The organism is Polaribacter sejongensis (genome assembly GCF_038024065.1).
GTDB classification, from domain to species: Bacteria; Bacteroidota; Bacteroidia; order Flavobacteriales; family Flavobacteriaceae; genus Polaribacter; species Polaribacter sejongensis.
Map to the genome: position 1 here is coordinate 1,680,968 of NZ_CP150667.1, position 24,839 is coordinate 1,705,806.

Annotated in this window: 22 protein-coding genes; 14 read left to right on the forward strand and 8 right to left on the reverse strand. The window is 30.1% G+C overall.

Going from position 1 to position 24,839, the window contains the following annotated elements:
• Positions 1–45 precede the first annotated feature (45 nt).
• From WHD08_RS06900 to WHD08_RS06920, 5 genes are all read left to right on the forward strand, one after another.
• On the forward strand, positions 46–516 hold the full coding sequence (locus tag WHD08_RS06900) for a hypothetical protein (RefSeq protein WP_208888733.1): 471 nt from the start codon (positions 46–48) through the stop codon (positions 514–516).
• Positions 513–1,895: a M64 family metallopeptidase gene (locus WHD08_RS06905; RefSeq protein ID WP_208888732.1), complete on the forward strand. Its 1,383-nt coding sequence runs from the start codon at positions 513–515 to the stop codon at positions 1,893–1,895. The genes WHD08_RS06900 and WHD08_RS06905 overlap by 4 nt, the downstream gene beginning before the upstream one ends.
• Before the next feature lie 186 nt (positions 1,896–2,081).
• Positions 2,082–3,242 carry a DUF3095 family protein gene (locus WHD08_RS06910; protein WP_208888731.1) on the forward strand — a complete coding sequence of 387 codons (1,161 nt, stop codon included), beginning with the start codon at positions 2,082–2,084 and terminating at the stop codon, positions 3,240–3,242.
• Positions 3,243–3,389: 147 nt separating this feature from the next.
• Positions 3,390–4,127: an NYN domain-containing protein gene (locus WHD08_RS06915; RefSeq protein WP_208888730.1), complete on the forward strand. Its 738-nt coding sequence runs from the start codon at positions 3,390–3,392 to the stop codon at positions 4,125–4,127.
• 353 nt (positions 4,128–4,480) lie between these two features.
• Positions 4,481–5,509 carry a TlpA family protein disulfide reductase gene (locus WHD08_RS06920; RefSeq protein WP_165732748.1) on the forward strand — a complete coding sequence of 343 codons (1,029 nt, stop codon included), beginning with the start codon at positions 4,481–4,483 and terminating at the stop codon, positions 5,507–5,509.
• A gap of 75 nt (positions 5,510–5,584) precedes the next feature.
• On the opposite strand, the gene WHD08_RS06925 is transcribed toward WHD08_RS06920, so the two are convergent.
• From WHD08_RS06925 to WHD08_RS06955, 7 genes are all read right to left on the reverse strand, one after another.
• Positions 5,585–6,538: an acetyl-CoA carboxylase carboxyltransferase subunit alpha gene (locus tag WHD08_RS06925; protein ID WP_165732749.1), complete on the reverse strand. Its 954-nt coding sequence runs from the start codon at positions 6,536–6,538 to the stop codon at positions 5,585–5,587.
• A gap of 74 nt (positions 6,539–6,612) precedes the next feature.
• Complete coding sequence (locus WHD08_RS06930; RefSeq protein WP_165732750.1) at positions 6,613–7,527, reverse strand: DMT family transporter; 915 nt, start codon at positions 7,525–7,527, stop codon at positions 6,613–6,615.
• Positions 7,514–8,611, reverse strand: a complete 1,098-nt coding sequence (locus tag WHD08_RS06935) for an LptF/LptG family permease (RefSeq protein WP_165732751.1) — start codon at positions 8,609–8,611, stop codon at positions 7,514–7,516. Before WHD08_RS06935 ends, WHD08_RS06930 begins: the two co-directional genes overlap by 14 nt.
• A gap of 139 nt (positions 8,612–8,750) precedes the next feature.
• Positions 8,751–9,881: a tRNA guanosine(34) transglycosylase Tgt gene (gene tgt / locus WHD08_RS06940; RefSeq protein WP_165732752.1), complete on the reverse strand. Its 1,131-nt coding sequence runs from the start codon at positions 9,879–9,881 to the stop codon at positions 8,751–8,753.
• Between the two features lie 319 nt (positions 9,882–10,200).
• Positions 10,201–11,091 (reverse strand): 23S rRNA pseudouridine(2604) synthase RluF, encoded by an 891-nt coding sequence (gene rluF / locus WHD08_RS06945; RefSeq protein WP_165732753.1) that lies wholly within the window; start codon positions 11,089–11,091, stop codon positions 10,201–10,203.
• 77 nt (positions 11,092–11,168) lie between these two features.
• Positions 11,169–12,413 carry a hypothetical protein gene (locus tag WHD08_RS06950; protein ID WP_165732754.1) on the reverse strand — a complete coding sequence of 415 codons (1,245 nt, stop codon included), beginning with the start codon at positions 12,411–12,413 and terminating at the stop codon, positions 11,169–11,171.
• A 1-nt stretch (position 12,414) separates the two neighbouring features.
• A complete protein-coding gene (locus WHD08_RS06955) occupies positions 12,415–13,734 on the reverse strand; it encodes a DUF4270 family protein (RefSeq protein WP_165732755.1) in 1,320 nt (439 codons plus the stop codon).
• Positions 13,735–13,982: 248 nt separating this feature from the next.
• Here WHD08_RS06955 and WHD08_RS06960 point away from each other — a divergent pair, with 248 nt between their 5' ends.
• The 3 genes from WHD08_RS06960 to WHD08_RS06970 all read left to right on the forward strand — a co-directional run bounded on the left by WHD08_RS06960 (position 13,983) and on the right by WHD08_RS06970 (position 16,900).
• The gene (locus tag WHD08_RS06960; protein WP_165732756.1) at positions 13,983–14,996 is read left to right on the forward strand and encodes a Kelch repeat-containing protein; all 1,014 of its coding nucleotides are present in this window, start codon (positions 13,983–13,985) and stop codon (positions 14,994–14,996) included.
• A 416-nt stretch (positions 14,997–15,412) separates the two neighbouring features.
• Positions 15,413–16,189 (forward strand): sensor histidine kinase, encoded by a 777-nt coding sequence (locus tag WHD08_RS06965; RefSeq protein WP_208888729.1) that lies wholly within the window; start codon positions 15,413–15,415, stop codon positions 16,187–16,189.
• A 3-nt stretch (positions 16,190–16,192) separates the two neighbouring features.
• Positions 16,193–16,900 (forward strand): LytR/AlgR family response regulator transcription factor, encoded by a 708-nt coding sequence (locus WHD08_RS06970; RefSeq protein WP_165732758.1) that lies wholly within the window; start codon positions 16,193–16,195, stop codon positions 16,898–16,900.
• A 2-nt stretch (positions 16,901–16,902) separates the two neighbouring features.
• Here the strand turns inward: WHD08_RS06970 and WHD08_RS06975 are convergent, their stop codons facing one another.
• Positions 16,903–17,505, reverse strand: a complete 603-nt coding sequence (locus WHD08_RS06975) for an alpha-ketoglutarate-dependent dioxygenase AlkB family protein (RefSeq protein WP_165732759.1) — start codon at positions 17,503–17,505, stop codon at positions 16,903–16,905.
• 62 nt (positions 17,506–17,567) lie between these two features.
• Here WHD08_RS06975 and WHD08_RS06980 point away from each other — a divergent pair, with 62 nt between their 5' ends.
• From WHD08_RS06980 to WHD08_RS07005, 6 genes are all read left to right on the forward strand, one after another.
• Entirely contained in the window at positions 17,568–18,446 is an 879-nt protein-coding gene (locus tag WHD08_RS06980) for a sugar phosphate nucleotidyltransferase (protein ID WP_208888728.1), read from the forward strand.
• A gap of 402 nt (positions 18,447–18,848) precedes the next feature.
• Positions 18,849–20,288 carry an aldehyde dehydrogenase gene (gene aldA, locus WHD08_RS06985; RefSeq protein ID WP_208888727.1) on the forward strand — a complete coding sequence of 480 codons (1,440 nt, stop codon included), beginning with the start codon at positions 18,849–18,851 and terminating at the stop codon, positions 20,286–20,288.
• 98 nt (positions 20,289–20,386) lie between these two features.
• Positions 20,387–21,685 carry an L-fucose:H+ symporter permease gene (gene fucP, locus WHD08_RS06990; protein WP_165732762.1) on the forward strand — a complete coding sequence of 433 codons (1,299 nt, stop codon included), beginning with the start codon at positions 20,387–20,389 and terminating at the stop codon, positions 21,683–21,685.
• Positions 21,686–21,689: 4 nt separating this feature from the next.
• Positions 21,690–22,838 carry an alpha-hydroxy acid oxidase gene (locus WHD08_RS06995; protein WP_208888726.1) on the forward strand — a complete coding sequence of 383 codons (1,149 nt, stop codon included), beginning with the start codon at positions 21,690–21,692 and terminating at the stop codon, positions 22,836–22,838.
• 120 nt (positions 22,839–22,958) lie between these two features.
• Entirely contained in the window at positions 22,959–23,837 is an 879-nt protein-coding gene (locus WHD08_RS07000) for an AraC family transcriptional regulator (protein WP_165732764.1), read from the forward strand.
• A 253-nt stretch (positions 23,838–24,090) separates the two neighbouring features.
• The gene (locus WHD08_RS07005) at positions 24,091–24,828 is read left to right on the forward strand and encodes a (Fe-S)-binding protein (RefSeq protein WP_208888725.1); all 738 of its coding nucleotides are present in this window, start codon (positions 24,091–24,093) and stop codon (positions 24,826–24,828) included.
• The last annotated feature ends 11 nt before the right edge of the window (positions 24,829–24,839 follow it).

Below are 24,839 nucleotides of genomic sequence, written 5' to 3' on the forward strand. Positions count from 1 at the left end.
TGTCTTTTAATTGAAATAGGCTAACTTTGCTTATTTATAATTAAAATGAAATCTATTTACATACTTTTATTTCTAGCTTTAATAGGCTGTACTTCTTTAAAAAAGAATATGACCAACAATTCTACCATTGAGGAAACTAAACCTCTGATATCTAAAATTATTTTCTTAAATTATAAAGTTTCTAAGGATAAAAATATAGAACTTACTTTTATTGATAAAATAATTACAGAAGGAAGTCTTAAAAAGAATTTCCAAAAAAGAACAGATAGTAATGCAGGAGATTTAATCTGTATTCAACAAGATATAAATTCTTTAGGTATTGATAGTATTCAGATAGAAAATCCATTAATAAAAAACTTCGAATACATAGATGATTTTGGTAAATTAAGTCGAAAAACAATTGAATTAGACAGCACTACCCTATCTATTCGAATGGATTTAAAACCACAAACAAAATTTATAACACTTAAATTACTAAGTGAAACCAATAACAGTCTTTTAAAAATACAATTATGAAAAAAACACTACTCTTATCTATTCTATTTTTGTGCGCATCTGTTACCGCACAAACTTTTGATGTAACCACAATTACACAGTCTGGTTCTAATGATAGTAGAATTAATGTTGTAATTCTATCAGATGGATATCAAAGTACAGAGCTGAATCAATTTATAACGGATGCCACTAATTTTTCAAATGCTCTATTTTCAGAAACACCTTATAAAGAGTATAAAAATTACTTTAATGTCCATGCTATAAAAGTACCATCTAATGAAAGTGGAGCAAAACATCCACGTACAGCATCAGATGAAAATACTTCTAACAATCAACCTGCAGCTACTGTAGATAATTATTTTGAATCGACTTTTGATGCATATGATGTTCATAGACTTTTAGTAGCTAACAACGCTATAGTAAACACTGTTTTAGCAAATAATTTTCCTAATTACGACATTGTTTTAGTTTTAGTAAACAGCCCTTATTATGGTGGTAGTGGTGGTGAAATTGCCGTAGCATCATTGCATGCATCAGCTAACCAAATTGCCATTCATGAGTTAGGACACTCTTTTGCAAATCTTATTGATGAGTATTACCCTGGAGATATTTATGTAAGAGAAGGCATAAACATGACCCAAGAGACAAACCCAACAAATGTGAAATGGAAAAATTGGATGAACCAAAATGGAGTTGGTATTTATCCGCATGGCACATCCGGAACGGCTGCTAGCTGGTATAAACCGCATCAAAATTGTAAAATGGAATCTTTAAATAGTCCTTTTTGTTCAGTTTGTACAGAGGGAACTATAGAACAAATACACTCTTTAACTTCGGTAATAGAAAACTATTCTCCACAAAACACAGGTTCTATAGATTTATCTACAGTTTTAGATTTTACAATAAACACTATAAACCCACTTCCAAACACCTTAGACATTACATGGACTTTAAACGGAACAGTAATAAATAGTAAAGACTATACGGTCTCTATTTCAAAAGAAGATTTAACGAGTGGAAATAATCAACTACTGGCAACTATTGAAGATAAAACTACATTACTTAAAGTTGACAATCATGAAACGGTACATTTCTCTACGACACTTTGGAATATAAATTCTAGCACTTTAAGTATCGATGATATTTCAACAAATAGTTTTGACATAAAACTATTCCCAAACCCTACTCAGAATATTTTATATTTTGATATCACCAACAATAATGAAGACTATAACGTGTTTATTAGTGATATTTCTGGAAAGCAATTGATTCATAAAAAAATGAATAACGTAGGCGAAAATCAAAATATACGAATAGGCACACTGCCTTCTGGAGTCTATTTTATCAACTTTACATTTGCAAACGGATTACATATTTCTAAGAAAATAGTTAAAAAATAAAAACAACCCTTATTTTAAAACATAAAATTAATTTCAAAGAATCTCAAAATGTACATTTTGAGATTCTTTTTGTTTAAACCTTTTCATTTTATTAACAAACCCACATCCTATTTAACTTCTTATTTATTTTAAAAAAAACTAACTTAGCAAACGACACATATATCTCATTAATCTGTATTTACAATAATGGAAAATATAAAATATTACACCCAATTAAAAAGTTCTAGTAAAACACTCGTTGATTTATTAGCAGATGAATCTGATTTCTCTGAATTACCAAATACTTGGCATGTAGTAGTTGTTGATGTTAAAAATTCTACCAAAGCTGTTGATGAAGGCAAACATCATCAGATAAACTTAACAGCAACCGGAGCAATAATTTCTGTATTAAACACCATTAGAAAAGAAAAGAAAAACATAGAAATTCCATATTTTTTTGGAGGAGATGGCGCTACTTTTATTATACCAACACTACTTTTAAATAAAATTACATTGGTTTTAGAAAACTACAGTCTTCATATTAAAAAAAACATCGATTTAATACTTAGAGTTGGACATATTTCCATAAAAGAATTATCAGAAAAAAAAGCCAATTTAAAAATAGTAAAACACCAACTAACAGATCAATTAGCTATTCCTATTATTTTAGGAAACGGTTTAAAAAAAGCAGAAGAAATCATTAAAAGTACTTTTACAAAAATAGAAGATATTGATTTTAAAAAAGACCTTTTAAACTTAGAAGGAATGGAATGTAGATGGAAAGAAATAAACCCAAGACAAACCCAAAAAAAAGTGATTTGTTTATTGTTAGACACGGTAAACGAAAATGATCAAAGAGCTATTTATAGAGATGTACTTACAAAAATGGACACTATTTTTGGCACCTTTAACAATAGGCAACCTATAAAATCGAAAAACTTAAAATTAAACTTTAGCATTTCTAAAATATGGGAAGAAATGAAAGTGACGCTCGCCAATAAGAACTTAAAATATTTATTAAAAAATTGGTTTAAAACTTTAATTGGTAAATGGTATTTTAATATGTCTGAAGACGGAAAGCAATACTTAAATCAAATTGGTCAATTATCACATACCTTTATGTTAGACGGTATGATTAATACAATATTTACAGCAGAACAACCTAAAATAGACTTATTTATAATCTACCTGAATCAACTAGAAAAAGAAAATAAAATTGTTTACGGCATTCATGTAACACACGCCTCCGTAATGTCTTGTTACGTATTAGACAGAAAAACAAAACACGCACACTTTATAGACGGTACAGAAGGAGGCTACACAACTGCTGCCAAAATGTTTAAAGTAAAAATGAAGGCATTAAATTAGTTTGATTGTTCTATTTTGATAAAAAACAAATATTTAGTACTTGTTGATTTTATGAAACCAAAAAACTAACTTTACTTTTTAAATTATAATTAATAGAATTGCAGACACCGAACATACTTCTGTTCGCTGCAATTACAAAACAAAAAAATGGCCCAAAACAATATAAATTTAGCAGTACTTATAGACGGAGACAACATACCGTCTGCTCACGTTAAGGAAATGATGGAAGAAATTGCAAAGTATGGCAACCCAACTATTAAAAGAATTTATGGAGATTGGACGAGTCCGCATTTGTCTAAGTGGAAAAATTTACTATTACAAAATGCTATTACTCCTATACAGCAATACGCATATACTACCGGAAAAAACGCCACCGACTCTGCCATGATTATTGACGCGATGGATATTCTATATTCAGAAAAAGTAAATGGTTTTTGCTTAGTTTCTAGTGATAGTGATTTTACAAAACTAGCAACTCGATTAAGAGAAGCAGGTCAGCAAGTTATTGGTATTGGAGAGAAAAAAACTCCAACACCCTTTATTGTTGCTTGTGATAAATTTATCTATATAGAAATTCTTAGAAAACAAACCGAGAAGAAAGAAAGTATTAGCACCAAAGACAATGAAAAAGATAGTGTTGATAAAATAACATCAAAAGTAATTAAACTAATCTCTTCAACAATTTCAGATTTATCTGATGAAGAAGGTTGGGCTTTTCTTGGTGATGTAGGTAGTTTACTTCAGAAAAAACAACCCAATTTCGACTCAAGAAATTATGGTTTTGACAAATTAACTCCGCTTATTAAGTCTATTGGTAAATTTGATTTAGACCAAAGAGAGAACTCAAAGAGCAGACATAAATTAATTTTTGTGAAAAATAAATAATTTAAGTTTTATACTTAAGAAATTACCTTAAATCAATAAATTCTGAAGTTGCAATAATATCATATTGTAAAACATCGTTTTCTTCTACTATAAAACTCTAGATCTTATCAACTAAATAAGACCTAGAGTTTTTTTATTTTTTTCATTCAAGTATTCAAAAGTGCTTACTTTTTTATCCGAAGAAAAATTCTTTAATTTTAGTGAAATCTAATGGAAGAGAATATAAATAAAAAGGCTCCTAATTTTTTAAATTGATATTTTAAAAGTAATCTCGATTGCATTCTTGTAAATTATTTAACTATTTTATTTACACATATACCATATATTTGTAATTAAATTTAAGCATAAAAAAAATGAAAAAATTAACACTTGCACTTTTTACACTATTAGCAATTGCTTCTTGTACAAAAGAACATTCTAAAGAATACGTTTCTTTATCTGGTAAATTAGAAAATAACACAGATTCTATTCTAACAATTTCTAGTAGAACAGGTATCCTTAAAACAATTACAATTAATAAAGACGGTTCTTTTAAAGATACATTAAAAGTGCCAAAAGTAGATGTTTATACATTTCAAACTAGTGCTCAAAAAAGAGCTCCATTATATTTAAAAAATGGGTTTGACATTACAGTAAAAGGTGATTCTGAAGAATTCATGAAAAGCTTCAAGTATTCAGGAGCTGGATCTTCTAACTCTAATTTTATCATTGCACAATTAGAACAAAGTGAAAACATAGGAAATCCTGCAGACCTTTTTGCTTTAGACCAAGAAGCTTTTGATACTAAAATGACCTCATTAAAAAAAGATTTTGATAGTATTCTATCTTCTTATAATGATTTAGATAGTTCTTTAGTAGATATGGCTACTAAACAAAATACACAAATGTTTGAGTACTTTGAAAAAACGTATATATCAAACAAAAGTATGGGAAAAGGAAATGCTTCTCCTAAATTTGAAGACTATGTAGATGTTAAAGGTGGAAAAAAATCTTTGGATTCTTTTAAAGGAAAATATGTATATATAGATGTTTGGGCTACTTGGTGCGGACCTTGTATTAGAGAAATACCTTCTTTAAAAAGTATAGAAAAAGAATTTCATAATAAAAATATAGAATTTATTAGTATTTCTACTGATGAATCTAGAAGAAGTGGTGGTTCTTGGGAAGCTGCAGAAAAAAAATGGAGAGACTTTGTAAAAGAAAAAGATTTAAGTGGTGTTCAACTTTGGGCAGGGCAAGATTTTAGTTTTCAGCAAGCATACCAAATATCTGGTATTCCAAGATTTATTTTAATTGATCCACAAGGAAACATTGTAGAAGCAAATGCTCCAAGACCTTCAGATCCTAGATTAAAATCTTTATTAGAGTCTTTAGACATATAATTAAATATAAATTCATAAAAAAAAGGCGAAATCTACATGTAGATTTCGCCTTTTTTTGTGCTTAGTAATAAGAGGTTACTCTTTGTAAACTCCCATTGCAGCATATTTATCCATTCTTTGAGAAACTAAATCTGTATCATTTAAATCTTTTAACTCATCAAATGCAGTAAGAATTTGTTCTTGTACCGCTTTAAAAGCTCCTTCTCTATCGGTATGTGCTCCACCTATTGGTTCCGCTATAATTCCGTCAATTAATTTTAACTTCTTCATATCTGTACCTGTTAACTTTAATGCAGCAGCAGCTTGTTCTTTATACTCCCAACTTCTCCATAAAATAGAAGAACATGATTCTGGAGAAATAACAGTATACCAAGTATTTTCCATCATATAAACTCTATCTCCTACTCCAATACCTACAGCACCACCAGATGCTCCTTCACCAATAACAACCGTAATAATTGGTGTTTTTAAACGAGTCATTTCTAGAATATTTCTAGCAATAGCTTCTCCTTGTCCACGCTCTTCTGCTTCTAAACCAGGATATGCACCAGGTGTATCTAATAAAGTAACCACAGGAATACCAAATTTCTCTGCCATTTTCATTAAACGCAATGCTTTTCTGTAACCTTCAGGATTTGCCATCCCAAAGTTTCTATACTGACGCGTTTTTGTGTTGTATCCTTTTTGTTGACCAATAAACATAAAAGACTGATCTCCAATTTTACCTAAACCACCAATCATGGCTTTATCATCCTTTACATTTCTATCTCCATGGAGCTCCATAAAGGTATTTCCGCAAATAGCTTTAATATAATCTAAAGTATAAGGTCTATTAGGGTGCCTAGATAATTGAACTCTTTGCCAAGGGGTTAAGTTCTTATATATATCTTTCTTAGCTTTATCTAATTTCTTTTCGATTTTCTTACAAGTAGCACTTACATCTACATCACTTTCTTTACCGATAATTTCACACTTATCTAATTGATCTAAAAGCTCTTTAATAGGCATTTCAAAATCTAAATATTCCATATTGTAATTATTTGATTTTAGTTGTTTGAATAGACAAACATACTATAAAATTAGTTGTTTTTTTTAAAAAGAAGTTACTTTTTTCTAACAGTCTTTGCTTTAATCTTATTTCTTATCACCGTTTTATTCTTTATAATTCCGTTTAATAAAACTACAAAGAGTACTATAAATGCTCCAAAATAAAATTCTGGATTCATTTTTTCTTTTTCACCAAATATAAATAACGCTAAAACAATTGCATAAATAGGTTCTAAATTAATGGTTAGCATTACCGTATATGGAGATATGTATTTCATTATTTTAACAGAAGCTATAAACGCATACGCCGTACAAATACTACTTAAAATTAAAAGGTATATCCAATCTGAAGTTGGAATTATAAAAAAAGAGACCGAGAAACCATTTGTAACTAAAAGATAAACAGTTATAAAAAGCACCCCAAAAACTAATTGATATAATGATATTGTATTTGCAGCATACTCTTTAATAAAAAGGCCATTAAACACAGAAAACAATGCACTTAAAAAAGATGCAATTAACGCATAGATGATTCCTAATTTATATTGACTCTCAAAATTAAAGATGATATAAAGCCCAAAAATAACAATTAAGCCCAACACCATTTCTAATGGATTAATTCTTCTTTTATAGAAAATAGGTTCTATTAAAGCGGCAAAAAATGCACCGGTACTTATAGTTACTAGCGCAACAGAAACATTAGAAACCTTTATGGCTTTAAAGAAAAAAATCCAATGCAGCGCAATGATAACTCCTGTTACAAAGAACTTTGCAAGTCCTTTTTTGTCAACTTTAAATGATTTCTTTTTGATAATAAAATAAAGTACAATAAAAACTACTGCTAAAGACATTCTGTACCAAACTAACGGAATGGCATCTAAACTAATTAATGCGCCTAAAATTGCAGTAAACCCCCAAATAAAAACAATAAGGTGTAACTGTAAATAATTGTTTAACTTATTTTCTTGCATTATAGTAGAGATAAATAGCTACACAGCCAAAAACAATATTTGGAAGCCAAACATACAGTAGCGAGTTAACCCCCGCAACAGCACCTAAAACCTCAGCTATTTTCATTAAGAAAACATACATAAACATTAATCCAATTCCTATAGCCAAATTGACTCCAGTACCACCTCTTCTTTTTCTAAAAGCCAAAGCAACGGCAATAATAGTTAAAATATAAGAAGCTATTGGTAAGCTTGTTCTTTTATAAAACTCCACCAGATATGCATTTAAATTTTTAACACCTCTCTTTTTAGAAACTCCAATAAATTCTTGTAATTCTCCAGAAGGCATTTCTTGAGCTAAAGCAGATTTATAAATTAAATCTCTTGGAGTAAAGTTAAAAACAGTATCTATTTTAGATCCAGAAAAAATACTGTCTCTATCGTTAAAAATTTTACGTAATTTCCAATTAGATAAGGTAAAAATAGAAGTAGAATCGGTTTTTTTATAACTTATTCTATCAGCAACTAGTTTCGATTTCATTTCTATACCATCATATACTTCTGATGTAAAATCATAACCGGAATTAGATTCTGTATCAAAACTACGTATAAAGATGTAAGTGCTATCAGTAAGTTGCAAACTAAATTCTCTTACATATTTTAACTCGTGCTTTTGCCTGCTACTTTTAATATACTCTCTTTCAAACTTTTTCCGTTCCTTACTACTATTAGGTACCACAAAATGATTCATCCCTAAAGAAATAATTGTAACTAAGGTAGCTCCAACAAAATAAGGATATAAAAAACGTGTGAATGAAACTCTTGCATTTGTAATGGCAATAATTTCTGTATTATTAGATAGTTTAGAAGTAAATAAAATTACAGCAATAAATAATGCCAAAGGCATAAATGTATTGGCATAATAGATGATAAAATTCTTGTAATATTCATCTATAATTTGGTACAATCCTAAATCTGCATGCTCTAAAAAGTTATCAATCTTTTCTGATATATCTATGGCAATAGCAATAGGAATCAAGATTAATAAGGTGAACAAGAAAGTTACCAAAAATCGTTTTAATATGTACCAGTCTATTATTTTCATAAGCCCATCCTAAATCCTTCCCGAAGGGAAGGACTTTTACGAAGTGATTTTTTTTACTTATTATATTATTTTTTATTCTAATTCTTTCTTAAAACGTTACTATTCTAACTGTAAACTGAGACTGCTCAGTGCTTACTTTTTAAAGACGTTTATCCATTTGTTTTACCATCATATCTTTCCACTCTCTAAAGTCTCCTGCTATGATATGTTTTCTTGCTTCACGTGTTAACCAAACATAAAAACCTAAATTATGAATTGAGGCAATCTGCTTTCCTAACATTTCTTTTGCTGCAAATAAATGGCGTAAATAGGCTTTAGAATACATGGTGTCTACTCCTGTAATTCCCATATCGTCTATTGGACTAAAATCTTCTGCCCACTTTTTATTTTTTATATTGATAGAACCGTGTGCTGTAAACAACATACCGTTTCTAGCATTTCTTGTTGGCATTACACAATCGAACATATCTATACCCAAAGCAATGTTTTCTAAAATGTTAATTGGCGTACCAACTCCCATTAAATATCTTGGTTTGTCTTCTGGTAAAATTTCTGTAACAACTTCTGTCATTGCATACATTTCTTCTGCTGGTTCCCCAACTGAAAGACCTCCAATTGCATTTGCTTGCTGACCTGAATTTGCAATATATTCTGCAGATTGTCTACGTAAATCTTTATACGTACTACCTTGTACAATTGGCATAAAAGTTTGCTCGAAACCGTATTTATAAGGTAATTTATCTAAATGATTGATACATCTAGTCAACCATCTATGTGTCATATGCATAGATCTTTTTGCATAATTATAATCACAAGGATATGGTGTACACTCATCAAACGCCATAATAATGTCTGCACCAATAGTTCTTTGGGTTTCCATTACATTTTCTGGTGTAAAATGATGCGTAGAACCATCTATATGGCTTTTAAACTTTACCCCTTCTTCGTTAATTTTTCTTCTTCCAGAAAGAGAATATACTTGGTAACCACCAGAATCTGTAAGAATATTTCTATCCCAATTCATAAATTTGTGCAAACCACCTGCTTTTTCTAAAATATCTAAACCAGGACGTAAATATAAGTGATACGTGTTTCCTAAAATAATATCAGGATTTATGTCGTTTTTTAATTCTGTTTGATGTACTCCTTTTACGGTTCCAACAGTTCCCACAGGCATAAAGATAGGAGTTTCTATTACTCCGTGATCAGTAGTTATTACTCCTGCTCTTGCCTTACTTTTTGGGTCGGTAATTTTTAAGTCGAATTTCAATCGTTTAATTTTTGATGATTTTTGTAACTATAATTAATTACAAAACTTTAGAACCGATATAATTATCTGGTCCTCTCATTTATTTATTTTTTAAAATAAATTCCATTTCATTGCCTGCAAAGATACTATTATTTAAGAATTGATAAATAAAATGAACTGTTATAAAAAAGGCAAAAAATTATGGCTTTATTTTGGTTGGCTAAAATGTGCGTTAAGGATTGAAGCGGCATCCTTTTTTTATAATTTTAATGCTTTTGCATAAAATTATAAAAAAAGATATAGCGTAAAGCCTGACCTGCAAGGTAACGCCCAAAAAAGATTACCAGCGTTTCTTTTTAGAGGAAGCACCAGCGTTATTTCTTTTACTTTTTGGAGATGATTTTCTAAAAGAAGCACTTTTTTTATTGAAATCGTTTTTAGTTGGCGCTGCCTTTTTCTTAGAAACTTGCTTTTTAGGCTTCTCTTTAACTGCAGATGCTTCTTGAGTTTTTGATGAACTAGAAATCATTTTATTAATTTCTTTCATCTCTTCATCTGTTAATTCTCGCCAATCTCCAGATTGTAGATAACCAAGCTCAACATTCATTATTCTAGTACGTTTTAACTTGGTAACTTCGTAATCTAAGTATTCGCACATTCTACGAATTTGGCGGTTTAATCCTTGCGTTAAAATAATTTTGAAAATTTTATCGCTTACTTTTTCTACCAAACATTTTTTGGTCATAGTACCTAAAATAGGAATTCCACTCCCCATTTTATCAATAAAATCATCTGTAATAGATTTGTCTACAGAAACAAAATATTCTTTCTCGTGGTTGTTACCCGCACGTAGAATCTTGTTAACGATATCTCCATCATTTGTTAAAAAAATTAATCCTTCAGACGGTTTATCTAAACGTCCAATAGGAAATAGTCTTTCTGGATAATTTACGTGTTTTACAATGTTATTTGGCTCTCTATCATCGGTAGTAGAAACTATACCTACCGGCTTATTTAAGGCAATATATAGCGTAACATTTTTAGGTTCTACTAATCGTCCGTCTAACTTTACAACATCTTTTTTAGCAACTCTGTTTCCTAATTGCGTTGGTTTACCGTTGATGGTAACTCTACCTTCATTTATAAATTTTTCTGCTTCTCTACGAGAGCACATACCAGATGAGCTGATATATTTATTAAGGTTTGTCGATTTTTGATTTGTAGTATCCAAAAGAAAATAATTTTGTGCAAAAATACAAATTATTTAAAGGGATTACCGCACTTATTTTAAATTACAAAGCTATTTGTTTAATCTATTTTCTTTTTATTAAACCATTGACCAACAAAGTTTAGGTTTAAAGTAATTTTATGAAAGTTTTCTTGAATCAAGTTGCTATCTAAAGTACCTTCTCTACCGTAAGAATAAGAAATATTAAAATTATCATTACTATACTTTTTCATTGGTAAACCTACCCCAAAAGATATAAAATAACTATCTATTTGTTGGTTAGAAATCTTTAAAAAACCTGTATTATAATTAAAACCTGCTCTATACTTTATATTAGACCAATAATTATATTTTTTTGATGTAGACACATATTCTACACCAAAAGCATAGATAGATTGGTCTGCATAACTTTCGTTATTTTGCGGTTGTGCAGTGTCGCTCCAAAGTAATTTTCGGTAATCTAAACTTGTAGTAATTTTTTTATTGATTACAGAAGTAAGTCCTACTCCGTAGGAAAATGGCAATTCGAAATTCTCTAAATCATTTTCTACATCCTCTTCTATACTTATTGATGTTCCGCTTGATGATGTTTTGTAAGAAGTTCTGGTTTGCGATCCTCCTAAAGATGAAGGCGATTCTAACGTAGCGCCAATAGTGTTTTCGAAACCTTTAATTGATGGTAATTTATATTGCAATCCTGTTTTTAACTTTACGCCTCCGTAATGATTTTGATCACTGATAGAAACTAAAGAACCTGTATACACTATACTTTCTTGATTGATAGATCCAAAAAGAAAAGACACATCTACACCAAAAGATAAATTTTTAATCACTTTAAAACCGGTAGATAAATAAAATTTATTTAAACCTCCTTCTCCTGTTATTCTTGTAATATAGGTGTCTGCAGAACCTTCAATGGCATTTTCTACATCTATATTGTATCCCGTTTTTGTATACGGAAGCAAACCAATACTCATACCCCAACCTTGTTTTATAGGAAATGCAATTGCTAGATGAGAGATGTTTCCATTGCTAGTACTTTCACTAACACTGCTTGTTTGTAAGGTAGAATATGTACCGTTTAAACCAAATTCATATAAAAAAGACTTTGGTAAAATACTACTTAAACTCGCTGGGTTAAATAAATTTATTTCAAACGGATTAGCTTGTGCAATACCTGTGTTTCCTAAACCGGTTAAACCTCCTGTGGCTGTTTTATTTTCTACACCTAAACCAAATAAAGAATAGGGTGTATTTGTATTACTTTGAGCAAACAAAGCGTGTCCTGAAACTACTAACACTAGTAATAATATCTTTTTTCTCATCTTAATAGTTTAAATATTTTACTGATAATTTTACTTCTCTATTAGTACTTGCGTTATTTTCTATAACTACATTATTTACTTCTTTAGAGAAGTTTCCCGACTGAATCATTAAGGCATAATTTAAATCGGTATCTGAGTATAAAATTTGCTCTACAAATCCACTTAAATTAACGTAGTAATAAGTATCTTCATTAAATTCATCTGTATCTTCTATTAAAATTGCAGAAGCTGTATTACCATCTATATCCGTAAGTTGTTGTATAATTCTATTCTTATGATCTACAATATAAACCGACAAGTATTCTGGTAGCGGATTATCATCACTATAACTCCCCTTTAAGGGACTAAAGGTTAATTCGGCACTTAAAGTAGCAGCATTTTCATACAACTCAGAAAGTCTTTTAATAGAAGGCATTTCTATTCTCGCTGAAATTCCTGTTCCAGATTGTGCAAACAATAAATTATCTGTGGTTGTACTTAATTTTATTTCTTCACCATCTTCAAAATCGCCTAAAACGGTACTAGACAAATCCGATTTTATTTCATTAAACTGTTGCCCTGCTGAAGAAATTACAAAATCTATGTAATAATCATTATCTTCACTGTCATCATCATTTATAGAATAATACAATCGCATCATAGAATTCCCTACACCTGTTGTAGTTTGTGCATTAAAACCTAAAACATGGCTACTTACAGACGTATCTGGCGCAATTACCAATCCTTTAAAATATTGTAAAAAATCGTCTGTGTTATTAATATCATTGTCTACAATTTTATCAAAAATTTCTTCTCCTAAAAGGTCATCCATTTTAACAAATAAAGAATCTGTAGGTCTATTAGGTCTTGGCGTAAATGAAAGTTGCCCTAAAATTGCAGCATCGTATTCTAAGGAAGATGTATTGTAAAAACTAGTAGCATCGTCTTCTGGCTCTACTGTTTCTGTAATTCTATGTAATGTATAGGTTTGTACTTTTGTAGTATCTCCATAATAGTAATTATCATAATTTAAAATCATCCCTATAGAATCATACACCGCATCTGTACTTATAGAAAAATTAGAGGTTATTAACTGAAGATAAGATTTTGCAGTTAAAGTACCTAAATGCCCATCTTCTACATTACCCACTAAAATTCTGTTAGTACCAGACGTAATTAAAGAATCTAATTTAAAAGTTCCTGTTTTTATAGAAAATGTATCTAAAATTCTAACTTGAATATTGTTATCAATAAAATCACTTCCTACTTCATAAGTAGTATCATCTGTAGCACAAGATGCTAAAAAGACAATACCTATAATACCAAAAATCAAATACCTCATTTTACTTTTTCAAGCAAAAATATTAGGACAGCTCTCATCAAAAATCATAAAATATATAAACAGACTCTTTTTATAGACTTACCCATAAAAAACACCGCTAAACCTTATAATTAACACCTTTTAAGAAAATTAACATTTGGTTTACATGTTTATCTATAAAATACCCTTGTTTGTCTATTTTGTAATGTTACCTATTTATTAGCTTTTAAGTTTGCCCAATAATTAAGCAAATGAATAAATTAAATCTAATGAGAAAAACAAATTTAATAAAGAAGAGTAGTATTCTCTTTTTAGCAACATTATTAATGTCTCTATTTTTTGTAGGATGTAGTGATGATGACGATGATGAATACGGAAACTGGGTAGAGAGTTCTGCTTTTAATGGAGATTCTAGAGCAAACTCTGTAAGTTTTACTATTGGTGATAAAGGATACCTTGTTACAGGTTATGATGGTGATGATTTTTTAGCTGATACTTGGGAATATAATTCTAGTGAAAATTACTGGATAAAGAAAGCTGATTTCCCTGGAGTTGCAAGAAGTAGTGCTGTAGGTTTTTCTATTAATGGTAAAGGGTATTTAGGTACTGGTTTTAATAGCGAACTTGATGAAGAAGAATTAAAAGATTTTTGGGAATATGACCCAACTACAGACACTTGGACTCAAAAAGCAGATTTTGGAGGAACTGCAAGATATGCTGCTATTGGTTTTTCTATTGGTAACGATGGTTATATTGGTACAGGTTATGATGGTAGCGAACAAAAAGATTTCTGGAAATATGATGTTGCTTCAAACACATGGGAACAATCTGTTGGTTTTAGTGGACAAAAACGTAAAGATGCTTCTGTTTTCACTATTGATGATGTTGCTTATATTGGCTTAGGAATCCATAATAATGCTTACGAAGAAGATTTTTATGCTTTTAATGGTAACACTTGGACACGTTTAACAGACTTAGATGACGATGAAGATGATGATGACGATTATAGCATTCTATTAAGCAGTGGTGCAGCTTTTTCTTTAGACGGAAAAGGATATGTAACTACAGGTATTGCTGGTTCTATAAATACCAATGCTTGGGAATATAGCCCTGCTACAGATACTTGGGAAGAGTTACCAGTATTTGAAGGTTCTGCAAGACAAAACGCATCTACTTTTACTTTTGATACAAAAGCATTTGTATTAATGGGTAGAAGCGGTAATTATTATTTTGATGATGTTTGGGAATTTAGACCTTATGAATTAGAAAATGAAGATGATTAATACGTCTTACTCTTAAAAGATATATTTAAGGTTGAAAATTAAGCTACTTATTTCTAGTAACTTAATTTTCAACCTTTTTTGTGATAAAAACAACAGTTTATTGGGAGAGTTTTAAGAAACGTCTCATATAATTTTGCATTTGTTAAATAATGAAAACATTGAGTACTTTATTTAAAAAAAATAACACCATAATAATTGTCCATTGTCTTATATGGATTTTCTTTTTGGTGATAACTGCCATTCAGTCTTATGCTAGACTAAGCACAATTCCGAATGCGTTTTATATTTTAAACTTCACTTTTATTGCTGTTTTTTATTTAAATTATTTAGTGCTAATCCCCCATTTTTTACTGAATAAAAAAATTATTTTATACCTTTTAATTTCATTAGGAATTATATTTTCTATAACTTTTATAATGAAATATTCTTTAAAAATTTCTTTAAGACCGCCTTTTCCCGAAGGTCAATTTAATCCCAATTTTAGAGGACCTAGAGAAAACAACTTCAATTTAAGACCTCCTATTTTACTGCTGATATTTTTTGCTTTAAGCACTTGTGTAAAGCTAGTTGCAGAATGGTATAAATCTGAAAAAGAACGAACTATTGCTGCTTCTCAAAAAGTAAATTCTGAATTATCATTTTTAAAAGCACAGTTAAACCCTCATTTTTTATTTAATACATTAAACAGTATTTATTCTTTAGCGAATAAAAAATCTGATGATACTACCGTTGCCATTGTTACCTTATCCGAACTCATGCGATATATGATTTACGAGGCCAATGAAGATTATATTTGTTTAGAAAAAGAAATAGAATACATAAAAAATTACATCTCTTTACAGTTATTAAGATTAAAGGATTCTAGTGGTGTAAAAATAAATGTTCATGGAAATTTAAACTATAAAATAGAACCTCTGCTTCTTATTTCTTTTATAGAAAATGCCTTTAAATACGGAACAGATTATAAAGGTAAAACAGATATTACTATTAAAATATCTACAAATGAAGATCAATTACATTTAGCTGTTTACAATTTATCATCACTACAAAATGCTTTAAATAAAGACTCTGGTATTGGTTTAGAAAACATACAAAACAGATTAAATTTATTGTACCCAAACGCGCATACTTTAGAGATTACGAATACTAAAAAATCATTTGAAGTAAATCTAAAAATCAACTTAAAAAAATAAAAAATGAAGTGTATAATTATTGATGACGAACCGCTAGCATTAGAATTATTAGAAGACTTTATTTCTAAAGTTCCGTTTTTAGAATTAGTAGGTTCTTGCTCTAATGGATTTGAAGCAACAACCATTTTACAAGCACAAAAAATAGATTTAATTTTTACTGATATAGAAATGCCAGATTTTTCTGGAATCGATTTTATAAAATCTTTAGACAACAAACCACTATTTATTTTTACAACTGCATACTCTCATTATGCCGTAGAAGGTTTTAACTTAAATGCCATCGACTACCTAGTAAAACCAATTCCTTTTCATCGCTTTTTAAAAGCGGCAACAAGAGCACAAAGTTTATTGAAGTCTAAAACAGAAGAAGAAACACCTGTTACAAACTTAGAAACAACACCTGAGTTTATTTTTGTAAAATCTGAATATGAGAATCTAAAAATAAACTTAGCAGATATAAAATATATAGAGTCTTTAAAAGATTATATTAAAATTCATACCCATAGAGAAAAACCTATTTTAACACTTAGCAGTCTTAAGAGTTTTGAAGAAAAATTAGGGAGATTAAATTTTATCCGTGTGCATAAATCCTACATTGTTTCTATAAAACATATTTATTCTGTGCAAAGAAATAGAATTATTATTGATAATAATTGGATACCTATTGGGTTAAATTATAGAGACGATTTTATCAAAAAAATTGATAATTAACATTACAATTCTATTGTTCTAAAAGTTAAATTAATTCTAGGTGAATTCACCTTTTTAGTTGGCGGTAATCTGTGCAACCAATTGGTTTGTGTCCCTTTTTTCATAACCAACAAACTCCCTTTTTCTAAAATAATGTCTACTCTTTGTTTGTTCTCTTTATGTTTAAAAGAAAACTTACGATCTGCTCCTAAAGATAAAGAAGCAATAGCTCCGTTTTCCTTTAGCATTTTTTCTCCATCGGAATGATACGCCATTCCTTCATCACCAGAATGGTATAAATTTAACAAGCAAGAATTATACGTTTCACCACTCTCCTGCTCTACGATTTCTTTAAGAGCTAACAATTCTTTGGTAAAAATATTGGCGGTTTTTGTTATCTTAGAATAAGTATAGGAATATTCTGACTCTCCGTACCAAGCTACTTTTCTCTTGGTCAATATCTTTTTACCAAAAATAATTGCTTCATCATTTTTAAAGTTGATGGTTTCCATTAATTTTTGATAATAAAACGCACACTGCTTTTTATTTAGAATTATTCCGTGATAATTTGTAACTCCATCAAAAGGTAAAATATTTTGTATTGTTTCTGAAGAAAATAAATCCATAAAATAAAAATACAATTTTAACTTGAATTGATTACTTTTAAAGACTCAAAAAAATAATTTTCATGCACAATAACTTGATAATATTAGCAGGCGGAGCATCTTCTAGAATGAAAAAACCGGCTACTTCTAAAACCATAGATTCTAATGAAACTGCACAAGCAAACAACAGAAGTAAAAGTTTAATTAGTTTAGATAAAACAGGGAGACCTGTGTTAGATTATCTGTTGTACAATGCAAAAAAAGCAGGTTATAAAAACATCTATATAGTTATCAATGAAAAAGGTGGTTTGTTTAAAGAGTTCTACGGAAGTAAAGATAAAAACAATGATTTTAACGGATTAAATATTTCTTTTCCCATACAATATATTCCAAAAGACAGAGTAAAACCTTTTGGAACTGCAGACGCTCTTTTACAAGCTGTAGAACAATTCCCCGAATTGAACAATCAATTTTATACGGTTTGTAATAGCGATAATCTATACTCTACAGAAGCACTTTATACACTAAGAAAAACTGAACACAAGAATGCTTTTATCAGTTATAATAGAGACACCTTAGAATTTCCGTTAGAACGAATTTCTAAATTTGCATTGACAAAATTAGATGATCAAAATAACCTCATCAACATTCTTGAAAAACCTTCGGAAGAAGAGGTGCCTAATTTTTATGACAGAGACGGAAAGCTAAGAGTGAGTATGAATATTTTTAAATTTGATGGTAAAGAGTTTTATCCATTTTTAAAAAATTGTCCTGTACACCCTATTAGAAATGAAAAGGAAATGCAAAGCTCTCTTTTAAATTACATTACAGAAACGACTAATAAAGTTGTCGGAATTCCGCTTTCGGAACACGTACCAGACTTATCTTCTAAAGATGATATTGTTATTGTAAAAGCATATCTAAAAAAACATTATGCAAGCTTAGATTGGAATTCTATTTAAGAAAAATTGATAGTTACTAAACAATTAAATATTTTAACAGTAGGCTCTCAATTCTAATAAATATCATCAATATATAAATTAGATTACATTGTAACATATTAATTGAAACTAAAAACACAATTCAGACAAAACATTTATAGAACATACACAAAACCAACTTTATAATATTCACAAAAAAACATCTCTACAAGTAATTATTAGAGGGTTGTTACACCTTTTTAAATACACTTATGTTTAAATTATACATATTATTGCATATTATGGATAAAATTTTACTCAGTTATATTTATAAGTTTGCTTAATGTCTTTTATGACCAATATGTTAGTAGCAGAAGAAGCTTAAAAATTATCTTATTTTTTTGACTTCATTTAATATAAAAACAATTAATTAAAAAATATTTTATGCAGCAATTTGAACAGTATATCAACGGAAAATTTGTAAAATCTACCTCTACAGAAGTAATTGAAATTTTAAATCCTTGTACAGAAGAAGTGTTATCTTTAATGCCTATTGGAAGCGTTAAGGATGCTCAATTAGCTTTAGAAGCAGCACAAGCTTCTCAACATGCATGGAAATCTCTTCCTGCAATTCAAAGAGCTAACTATTTAAATAAAATGGCCGATGTTATTCGTGAAAATAGAATTTTCTTAGCAAAAACGTTAGCAGCAGAGCAAGCAAAAGTAATGGGGTTAGCACAAGTAGAAATTGATGTTACCGCAGATTACTTTGACTATTATGCAGGTTTTGCAAGAAGAATAGAAGGAGAAATTATACAAAGTGACCGTGCTAAAGAGCACATCTTTTTACACAAAGCACCTATTGGTGTTGCCGTAGGTATTTTACCTTGGAACTTTCCATTCTTTGTAATGGCTAGAAAAGTTGCTGGCTCTTTAATTACCGGAAATACATGTGTAATAAACCCAAGTTCTATTGCACCAAATACGGTAATGGCATTTGCTAAATTAATAGAAGCAATAAAACTTCCTGCTGGTGTATTAAACTATGTTTGTGGTAAAGGTAGTATTGTTGGTAATGCACTTTCTAAAAGTCCTATTACTGGTATTATTAGCTTAACAGGTAGTGTTGGTGCTGGTCAAATGGTTATGGAAGCCGCCTCTAAAAACATTACTAAAGTTTCTTTAGAGTTAGGTGGTAAAGCTCCAGCAATTGTATGTGCAGATGCTAATTTAGAATTGGCTGTAAATGCGGTTGTTACTTCTAGAATTACGTTTAGCGGACAAGTATGTAACTGTGCAGAACGTTTATATGTAGAAGAATCTATACACGATAAATTTTTAGACATGGTTGCAGCAAAAATGAAAACTCTAAAAGTAGAAGATGCTTTTTCTGAAAACAATCCAGATATGAGTGCTTTGGTTTCTAAAGCGCAATTAGATAAGGTTTCTGAAATGGTAGAATTTGCTAAAAAAGAAGGAGCAGAAGTTGTTGTTGGAGGAACTAGAACTCCAGGATTTGATAAAGGATATTTTTATCAACCAACTTTATTAACTAATGTAACTCAAAACATGCAAATTATTCAAGAAGAAGTTTTCGGACCGGTTTTACCTGTGATGAAATTTAGTACTCTTGACGAAGCAATTGCTTTAGCAAATGACTGTGAATTTGGATTAACATCATCTATATTCTCAGAAAACTTTAACAAAGTAATGCATGCTGCAGAAGAATTACAATATGGTGAAACCTACATTAACAGAGAGCATTTTGAAGCAATTCAAGGTTTCCACGCAGGTTGGAAAAAATCTGGTTTAGGTGGTGCAGATGGTAAACATGGAATGGAAGAATATTTACAAACAAAAGTTATCTATGCACAATATAGATAATATTTCTTAATATTATAGAAGCACTTTTAATTTAACGATCTCCCCCCAATATAGATCTTTTAAAAGTGCTTTTTTTATACACACAACAAAACTTTATTATGGCTGAGTCAAAAAAAATCCCCGTAGTTTCCAAGGAAGTTTTAATTCCTTTTATCATCATTACCTCTTTATTTTCACTCTGGGGTTTTGCCAATGATATTACAAATCCCATGGTTGCTGCATTTGGTACCGTCATGGAAATATCTACCGCCAAAGCCGCTTTAGTGCAACTTGCTTTTTATGGTGGTTACGCAACAATGGCAATTCCTGCCGCTTTATTTGTAAGAAAATACAGCTATAAGAAAGGAATTCTTTTAGGATTAACCTTATACGCTATTGGAGCTTTATTATTTTTTCCGGCAGCGGAATTTGAAGTCTTCGGTTTCTTTTTAGGATCGCTTTATATTTTAACCTTCGGATTGGCGTTTTTAGAAACTACAGCAAACCCTTTTATTCTTTCTATGGGAGATGAAAGAACAGCTACACAACGTTTAAATTTAGCACAAGCCTTTAATCCTATTGGGTCTTTATTCGGAATGTTTGTCGCTTCAAAATTTATATTAGTCGCCCTAGATTCTGATAAAAGAAATGAAGCAGGAGAACTTATTTTTAACACATTAGACGAAGCTCAAAAAGCAGTAATAAGAACACACGATTTAGCAATTATTAGAGACCCGTACGTAATACTTGGTTTTGTAGTAATAGCAATGTTGGTGTTAATTTCGGTAACTAAAATGCCGAAAAGAGATACTACTAAAAAATATTCTAGTGCAGCAGATTCTTTTAAAAGATTATTTGCAAACGGAAAATACAAAGAAGGTGTTTTAGCACAAATGTTTTATGTAGCAGCACAAATTATGTGTTGGACATTTATTATTCAATATGCAGGAAATTTAGGAATACCAAAATCGACAGCGCAAAACTTTAATATTGTTGCCATGTCTATTTTCTTAGGAAGTCGTTTTATCAGTACTTTTATGATGAAATACATCAACGCAAAAAAACTATTAATGATTTTCGCAATTGGTGCGATGGTTACCACTGCTGGAGTAATTTTAATTGAAGGAATGGCTGGTTTATACTTACTAGTTGCAACCTCTGCATTTATGTCTTTAATGTTCCCTACAATTTACGGAATAGCCTTAGACGGATTAAGTGAAGAAGATTCGGCTCTAGGAGCTGCAGGTTTGGTTATGGCAATTGTAGGTGGTGCTTTAATGCCAATATTACAAGGTTCAATGATAGATATGGAAAAAATTGGTCCGTTTACAGGAGTCAACTTTTCATTTATTTTACCTTTTATTTGCTTTTGCTTTATTGCTCTTTACGGATACAGGGCTTTTAAAATTTATAAATAAAAAAATGGAAATAAAAATAAACCCTAAATATCCCTCTGTAACAGATTTAAGAAAAAGAGCAATGGTTAAAATGCCAAAATTTGCTTTTGAGTATTTAGATGGTGGATGTAACGAAGATATTAATTTAGACAAGAATCGAACGGACCTTCAGAAAATAGAGTTAATGCCTCAATATTTATCAAAGTTTGATAAATCTAATTTAAAAACAGAATTATTTGGTCATGAATATGATGCTCCTTTTGGAATTTCACCAGTTGGACTTCAGGGACTTATGTGGCCAAATTCTCCAGAAATTTTAGCGAAAGCAGCCTTTGATCATAATGTGCCTTTTATCTTAAGTACTGTTACTACTTCTAGTATAGAACGCGTAGCAGAATTAACAGAAGGAAAATCATGGTTTCAATTATATCATCCTGCAGAAGAAAGTGTTAAAAGAGATTTGTTAGATAGAGCTGCAAATGCAGGAACAGATGTCTTAGTTATTTTAGCAGATGTACCTACATTTGGTTATAGACCAAGAGATGTTAGAAACGGCTTAGCAATGCCTCCATCTATGAGTGTAAAAAATATTCTTGAAGTATTTAAAAAGCCAGATTGGGCTATCCAAACTTTAATTCATGGGCAACCTGCTTTTAAAACAATGGAAAAGTATATGCCTAAAGGATTGAATCTAAAAAAATTAGGTGAATTTATGGATGTAACTTTTTCAGGTCGATTAAATGAAGATAGAATTGCTTCTATAAGAGACCAATGGAAAGGTAAATTAGTCATAAAAGGTGTTGTAAATGAAATGGATGCACAAAAAACCATTAATTTAGGTGTAGATGGATTAATTGTATCTAATCATGGAGGAAGACAATTAGACGCAGGTCAATCTTCTATTGTACCTATGACTCATTTGGCTAAAAAGTTTAAGAATGACATAAAAATCATGGTAGACTCTGGTTTACGTGGTGGGCCAGATATTGCTAGAGCAATGGCTAACGGAGCAGAATTTACATTTATGGGACGTAGTTTTATGTACGGTGTTGGCGCATTAGGTAAAGAAGGTGGTAACCATACCATTTCTTTAATGAAACGAGAATTTCAGCAAATTATGGAGCAATTATGCTGCGAGCATGTTAAAGACTTGCCGAACCATTTGATAAAATAGCAAACAATAATTACTATATTTTTCTTAGACTAATATTTTAATTTTTTAATTATAACAGAAATTTAGTACCTTTATTATGGTATTAAATTTCTGTTTTTTTTTTACAAAATATTATTTTTCATGAAATTACACCGCTTAGATAGAAGCAGTATTAGTAATAGCTCTTTAACTACAAAGGTAAATGAATACCCTTATTTTTTAAAAATATGGCATTATCATGCTGAGTTAGAATTAGTGGTGATCTTAAAAAGTGAAGGCACTTGTTTCATTGGCGATAGTATTGAAAAATTTAATGTTGGAGATGTAATCCTAATTGGTAAAAACCTACCTCACATGTGGGTGAATAGTGAAGATTATTTTAATCAAAATGCTACCGAATTAGTAAAGGCAATTGCGATTCATTTTAAGCAAAACTATTTAGGAGATTCGTTTTTTGAAGCTTCAGAAATGAAACATATATTAGCACTTTTTGAAAGAGCTAAATATGGTGTAAAATTCTTAAACGTAGATACTAGCCTTATCAATGAGATTAAAAAAATGCTAGATTTAGAAGGATTTAATAAAACAATCTCATTTTTAATTATATTAAATAAACTCGCAAAACACACATCTACAAAAAAATTAGCGAGTGATGGATTTGTTAATTCCTTTAAATCTAACAAAAGTGATATACAAGACAAAGTACAAGCTTACATATTTAAAAACTTTAATAAAGAAATTAATTTAGAAACCGCTGCTTCTATTGCTAACATGAATACCGCTGCTTTTAGTCGCTATTTTAAACGTGTAAATAAAAAAACGTTCTCTAGATACGTTACTGAAATAAGAATAGGATATGCTTGTAAAATGTTAATGGAAGACAAATTTAATATTGCCGGAATTTGTTATGAATCTGGCTTTAAAAATATATCTAATTTTAATCGTCAATTTAAAATAGTGATGAACTCTACTCCTTCTAACTATTTAAAAAAATATAAAACCAAAATTTCCGAGCAGTAATTAATTAGTGCTAACGTTATTTTATTAGCTTTTACAATGTATTCTGCTATACATTTAATTTAAAAAGTAAAACACCCTCTTTTTAACTAGTTAACTCTAGATAAAAACTTAAATATTTATGCTTTTATTTGCTTTATTTAATATCAATCTAAATAATAAGGCAAAATAAGTATTACTAATGGTCAAAATTTAGGAAGACTCCAATAATCAGTTTTTGTACTATTGTATCTATAAATATTAATATCATTTCCGCATGAAAGTAGGTCTATTTATACCCTGTTACATCAATCAGTTATACCCACAAGTTGGTATTGCTACCTTAGAACTTTTAGAAAAATTAAATGTTGATGTTGGGTATCCGTCAGGGCAAACCTGTTGTGGTCAACCCATGGCAAACTCGGGTTATGAATATGAATCTGTTGGTGCTTGTAATAACTTTGTAGACAATTTTAAGGAGTTCGATTATATTGTTACTCCGTCTGGAAGTTGCGCGTATCATGTAAAAAAACATTACAACATTATTCCTCAAACAGCTGAAGTAACAAAGGTGAGAGATAATGTATATGAATTGTGCGATTTTATTTTAAACATCTTAAAAATAAAAGATGTAGGCGCAACTTTTTCTCACAAAATTGGAGTTCATAAAAGTTGCCACGGACTAAGAGGTTTGCGTTTAGGTTCTTGCTCGGAAGTGGTTGGTCCAAAATATTCTTATATAGAAGAATTGCTACAAGAGGTAAAAGGAGCAGAATTAGTCACTTTAAAAAGAAGTGACGAATGTTGTGGTTTTGGAGGTACGTTTGCTGTTACAGAAGAAGCCGTTTCTGTTAAAATGGGAAAAGACAAAATTCAAGATCATTTAGAAAGTGGTGCAGAAGTAATTACTGCTACAGACACTTCTTGCTTAATGCATTTAGAAGGATTAATTAATAGAAACAAGCAACCTTTAAAAGTTTTGCACATCGCAGAAATTTTAAATAGCAACCTATAAAATACTAAAAC

Excerpts from the sequence above, each read along its gene's own strand:
- WHD08_RS06960 (WP_165732756.1), top strand. The coding sequence starts at position 13,983 with ATGAGAAAAACAAATTTAATAAAGAAGAGTAGTATTCTCTTTTTAGCA.
- WHD08_RS06925 (WP_165732749.1), bottom strand. The coding sequence starts at position 6,538 with ATGGAATATTTAGATTTTGAAATGCCTATTAAAGAGCTTTTAGATCAA.
- WHD08_RS06920 (WP_165732748.1), top strand. The coding sequence starts at position 4,481 with ATGAAAAAATTAACACTTGCACTTTTTACACTATTAGCAATTGCTTCT.
- WHD08_RS06965 (WP_208888729.1), top strand. The coding sequence starts at position 15,413 with ATGAAATATTCTTTAAAAATTTCTTTAAGACCGCCTTTTCCCGAAGGT.
- WHD08_RS06930 (WP_165732750.1), bottom strand. The coding sequence starts at position 7,527 with ATGCAAGAAAATAAGTTAAACAATTATTTACAGTTACACCTTATTGTT.
- WHD08_RS06900 (WP_208888733.1), top strand. The coding sequence starts at position 46 with ATGAAATCTATTTACATACTTTTATTTCTAGCTTTAATAGGCTGTACT.
- WHD08_RS06905 (WP_208888732.1), top strand. The coding sequence starts at position 513 with ATGAAAAAAACACTACTCTTATCTATTCTATTTTTGTGCGCATCTGTT.
- WHD08_RS06910 (WP_208888731.1), top strand. The coding sequence starts at position 2,082 with ATGGAAAATATAAAATATTACACCCAATTAAAAAGTTCTAGTAAAACA.
- fucP (WP_165732762.1), top strand. The coding sequence starts at position 20,387 with ATGGCTGAGTCAAAAAAAATCCCCGTAGTTTCCAAGGAAGTTTTAATT.
- WHD08_RS06955 (WP_165732755.1), bottom strand. The coding sequence starts at position 13,734 with ATGAGGTATTTGATTTTTGGTATTATAGGTATTGTCTTTTTAGCATCT.
- WHD08_RS06935 (WP_165732751.1), bottom strand. The coding sequence starts at position 8,611 with ATGAAAATAATAGACTGGTACATATTAAAACGATTTTTGGTAACTTTC.
- WHD08_RS06980 (WP_208888728.1), top strand. The coding sequence starts at position 17,568 with ATGCACAATAACTTGATAATATTAGCAGGCGGAGCATCTTCTAGAATG.
- WHD08_RS06995 (WP_208888726.1), top strand. The coding sequence starts at position 21,690 with ATGGAAATAAAAATAAACCCTAAATATCCCTCTGTAACAGATTTAAGA.
- WHD08_RS06915 (WP_208888730.1), top strand. The coding sequence starts at position 3,390 with ATGGCCCAAAACAATATAAATTTAGCAGTACTTATAGACGGAGACAAC.
- WHD08_RS07000 (WP_165732764.1), top strand. The coding sequence starts at position 22,959 with ATGAAATTACACCGCTTAGATAGAAGCAGTATTAGTAATAGCTCTTTA.
- WHD08_RS07005 (WP_208888725.1), top strand. The coding sequence starts at position 24,091 with ATGAAAGTAGGTCTATTTATACCCTGTTACATCAATCAGTTATACCCA.
- aldA (WP_208888727.1), top strand. The coding sequence starts at position 18,849 with ATGCAGCAATTTGAACAGTATATCAACGGAAAATTTGTAAAATCTACC.
- WHD08_RS06970 (WP_165732758.1), top strand. The coding sequence starts at position 16,193 with ATGAAGTGTATAATTATTGATGACGAACCGCTAGCATTAGAATTATTA.
- WHD08_RS06975 (WP_165732759.1), bottom strand. The coding sequence starts at position 17,505 with ATGGATTTATTTTCTTCAGAAACAATACAAAATATTTTACCTTTTGAT.
- WHD08_RS06950 (WP_165732754.1), bottom strand. The coding sequence starts at position 12,413 with ATGAGAAAAAAGATATTATTACTAGTGTTAGTAGTTTCAGGACACGCT.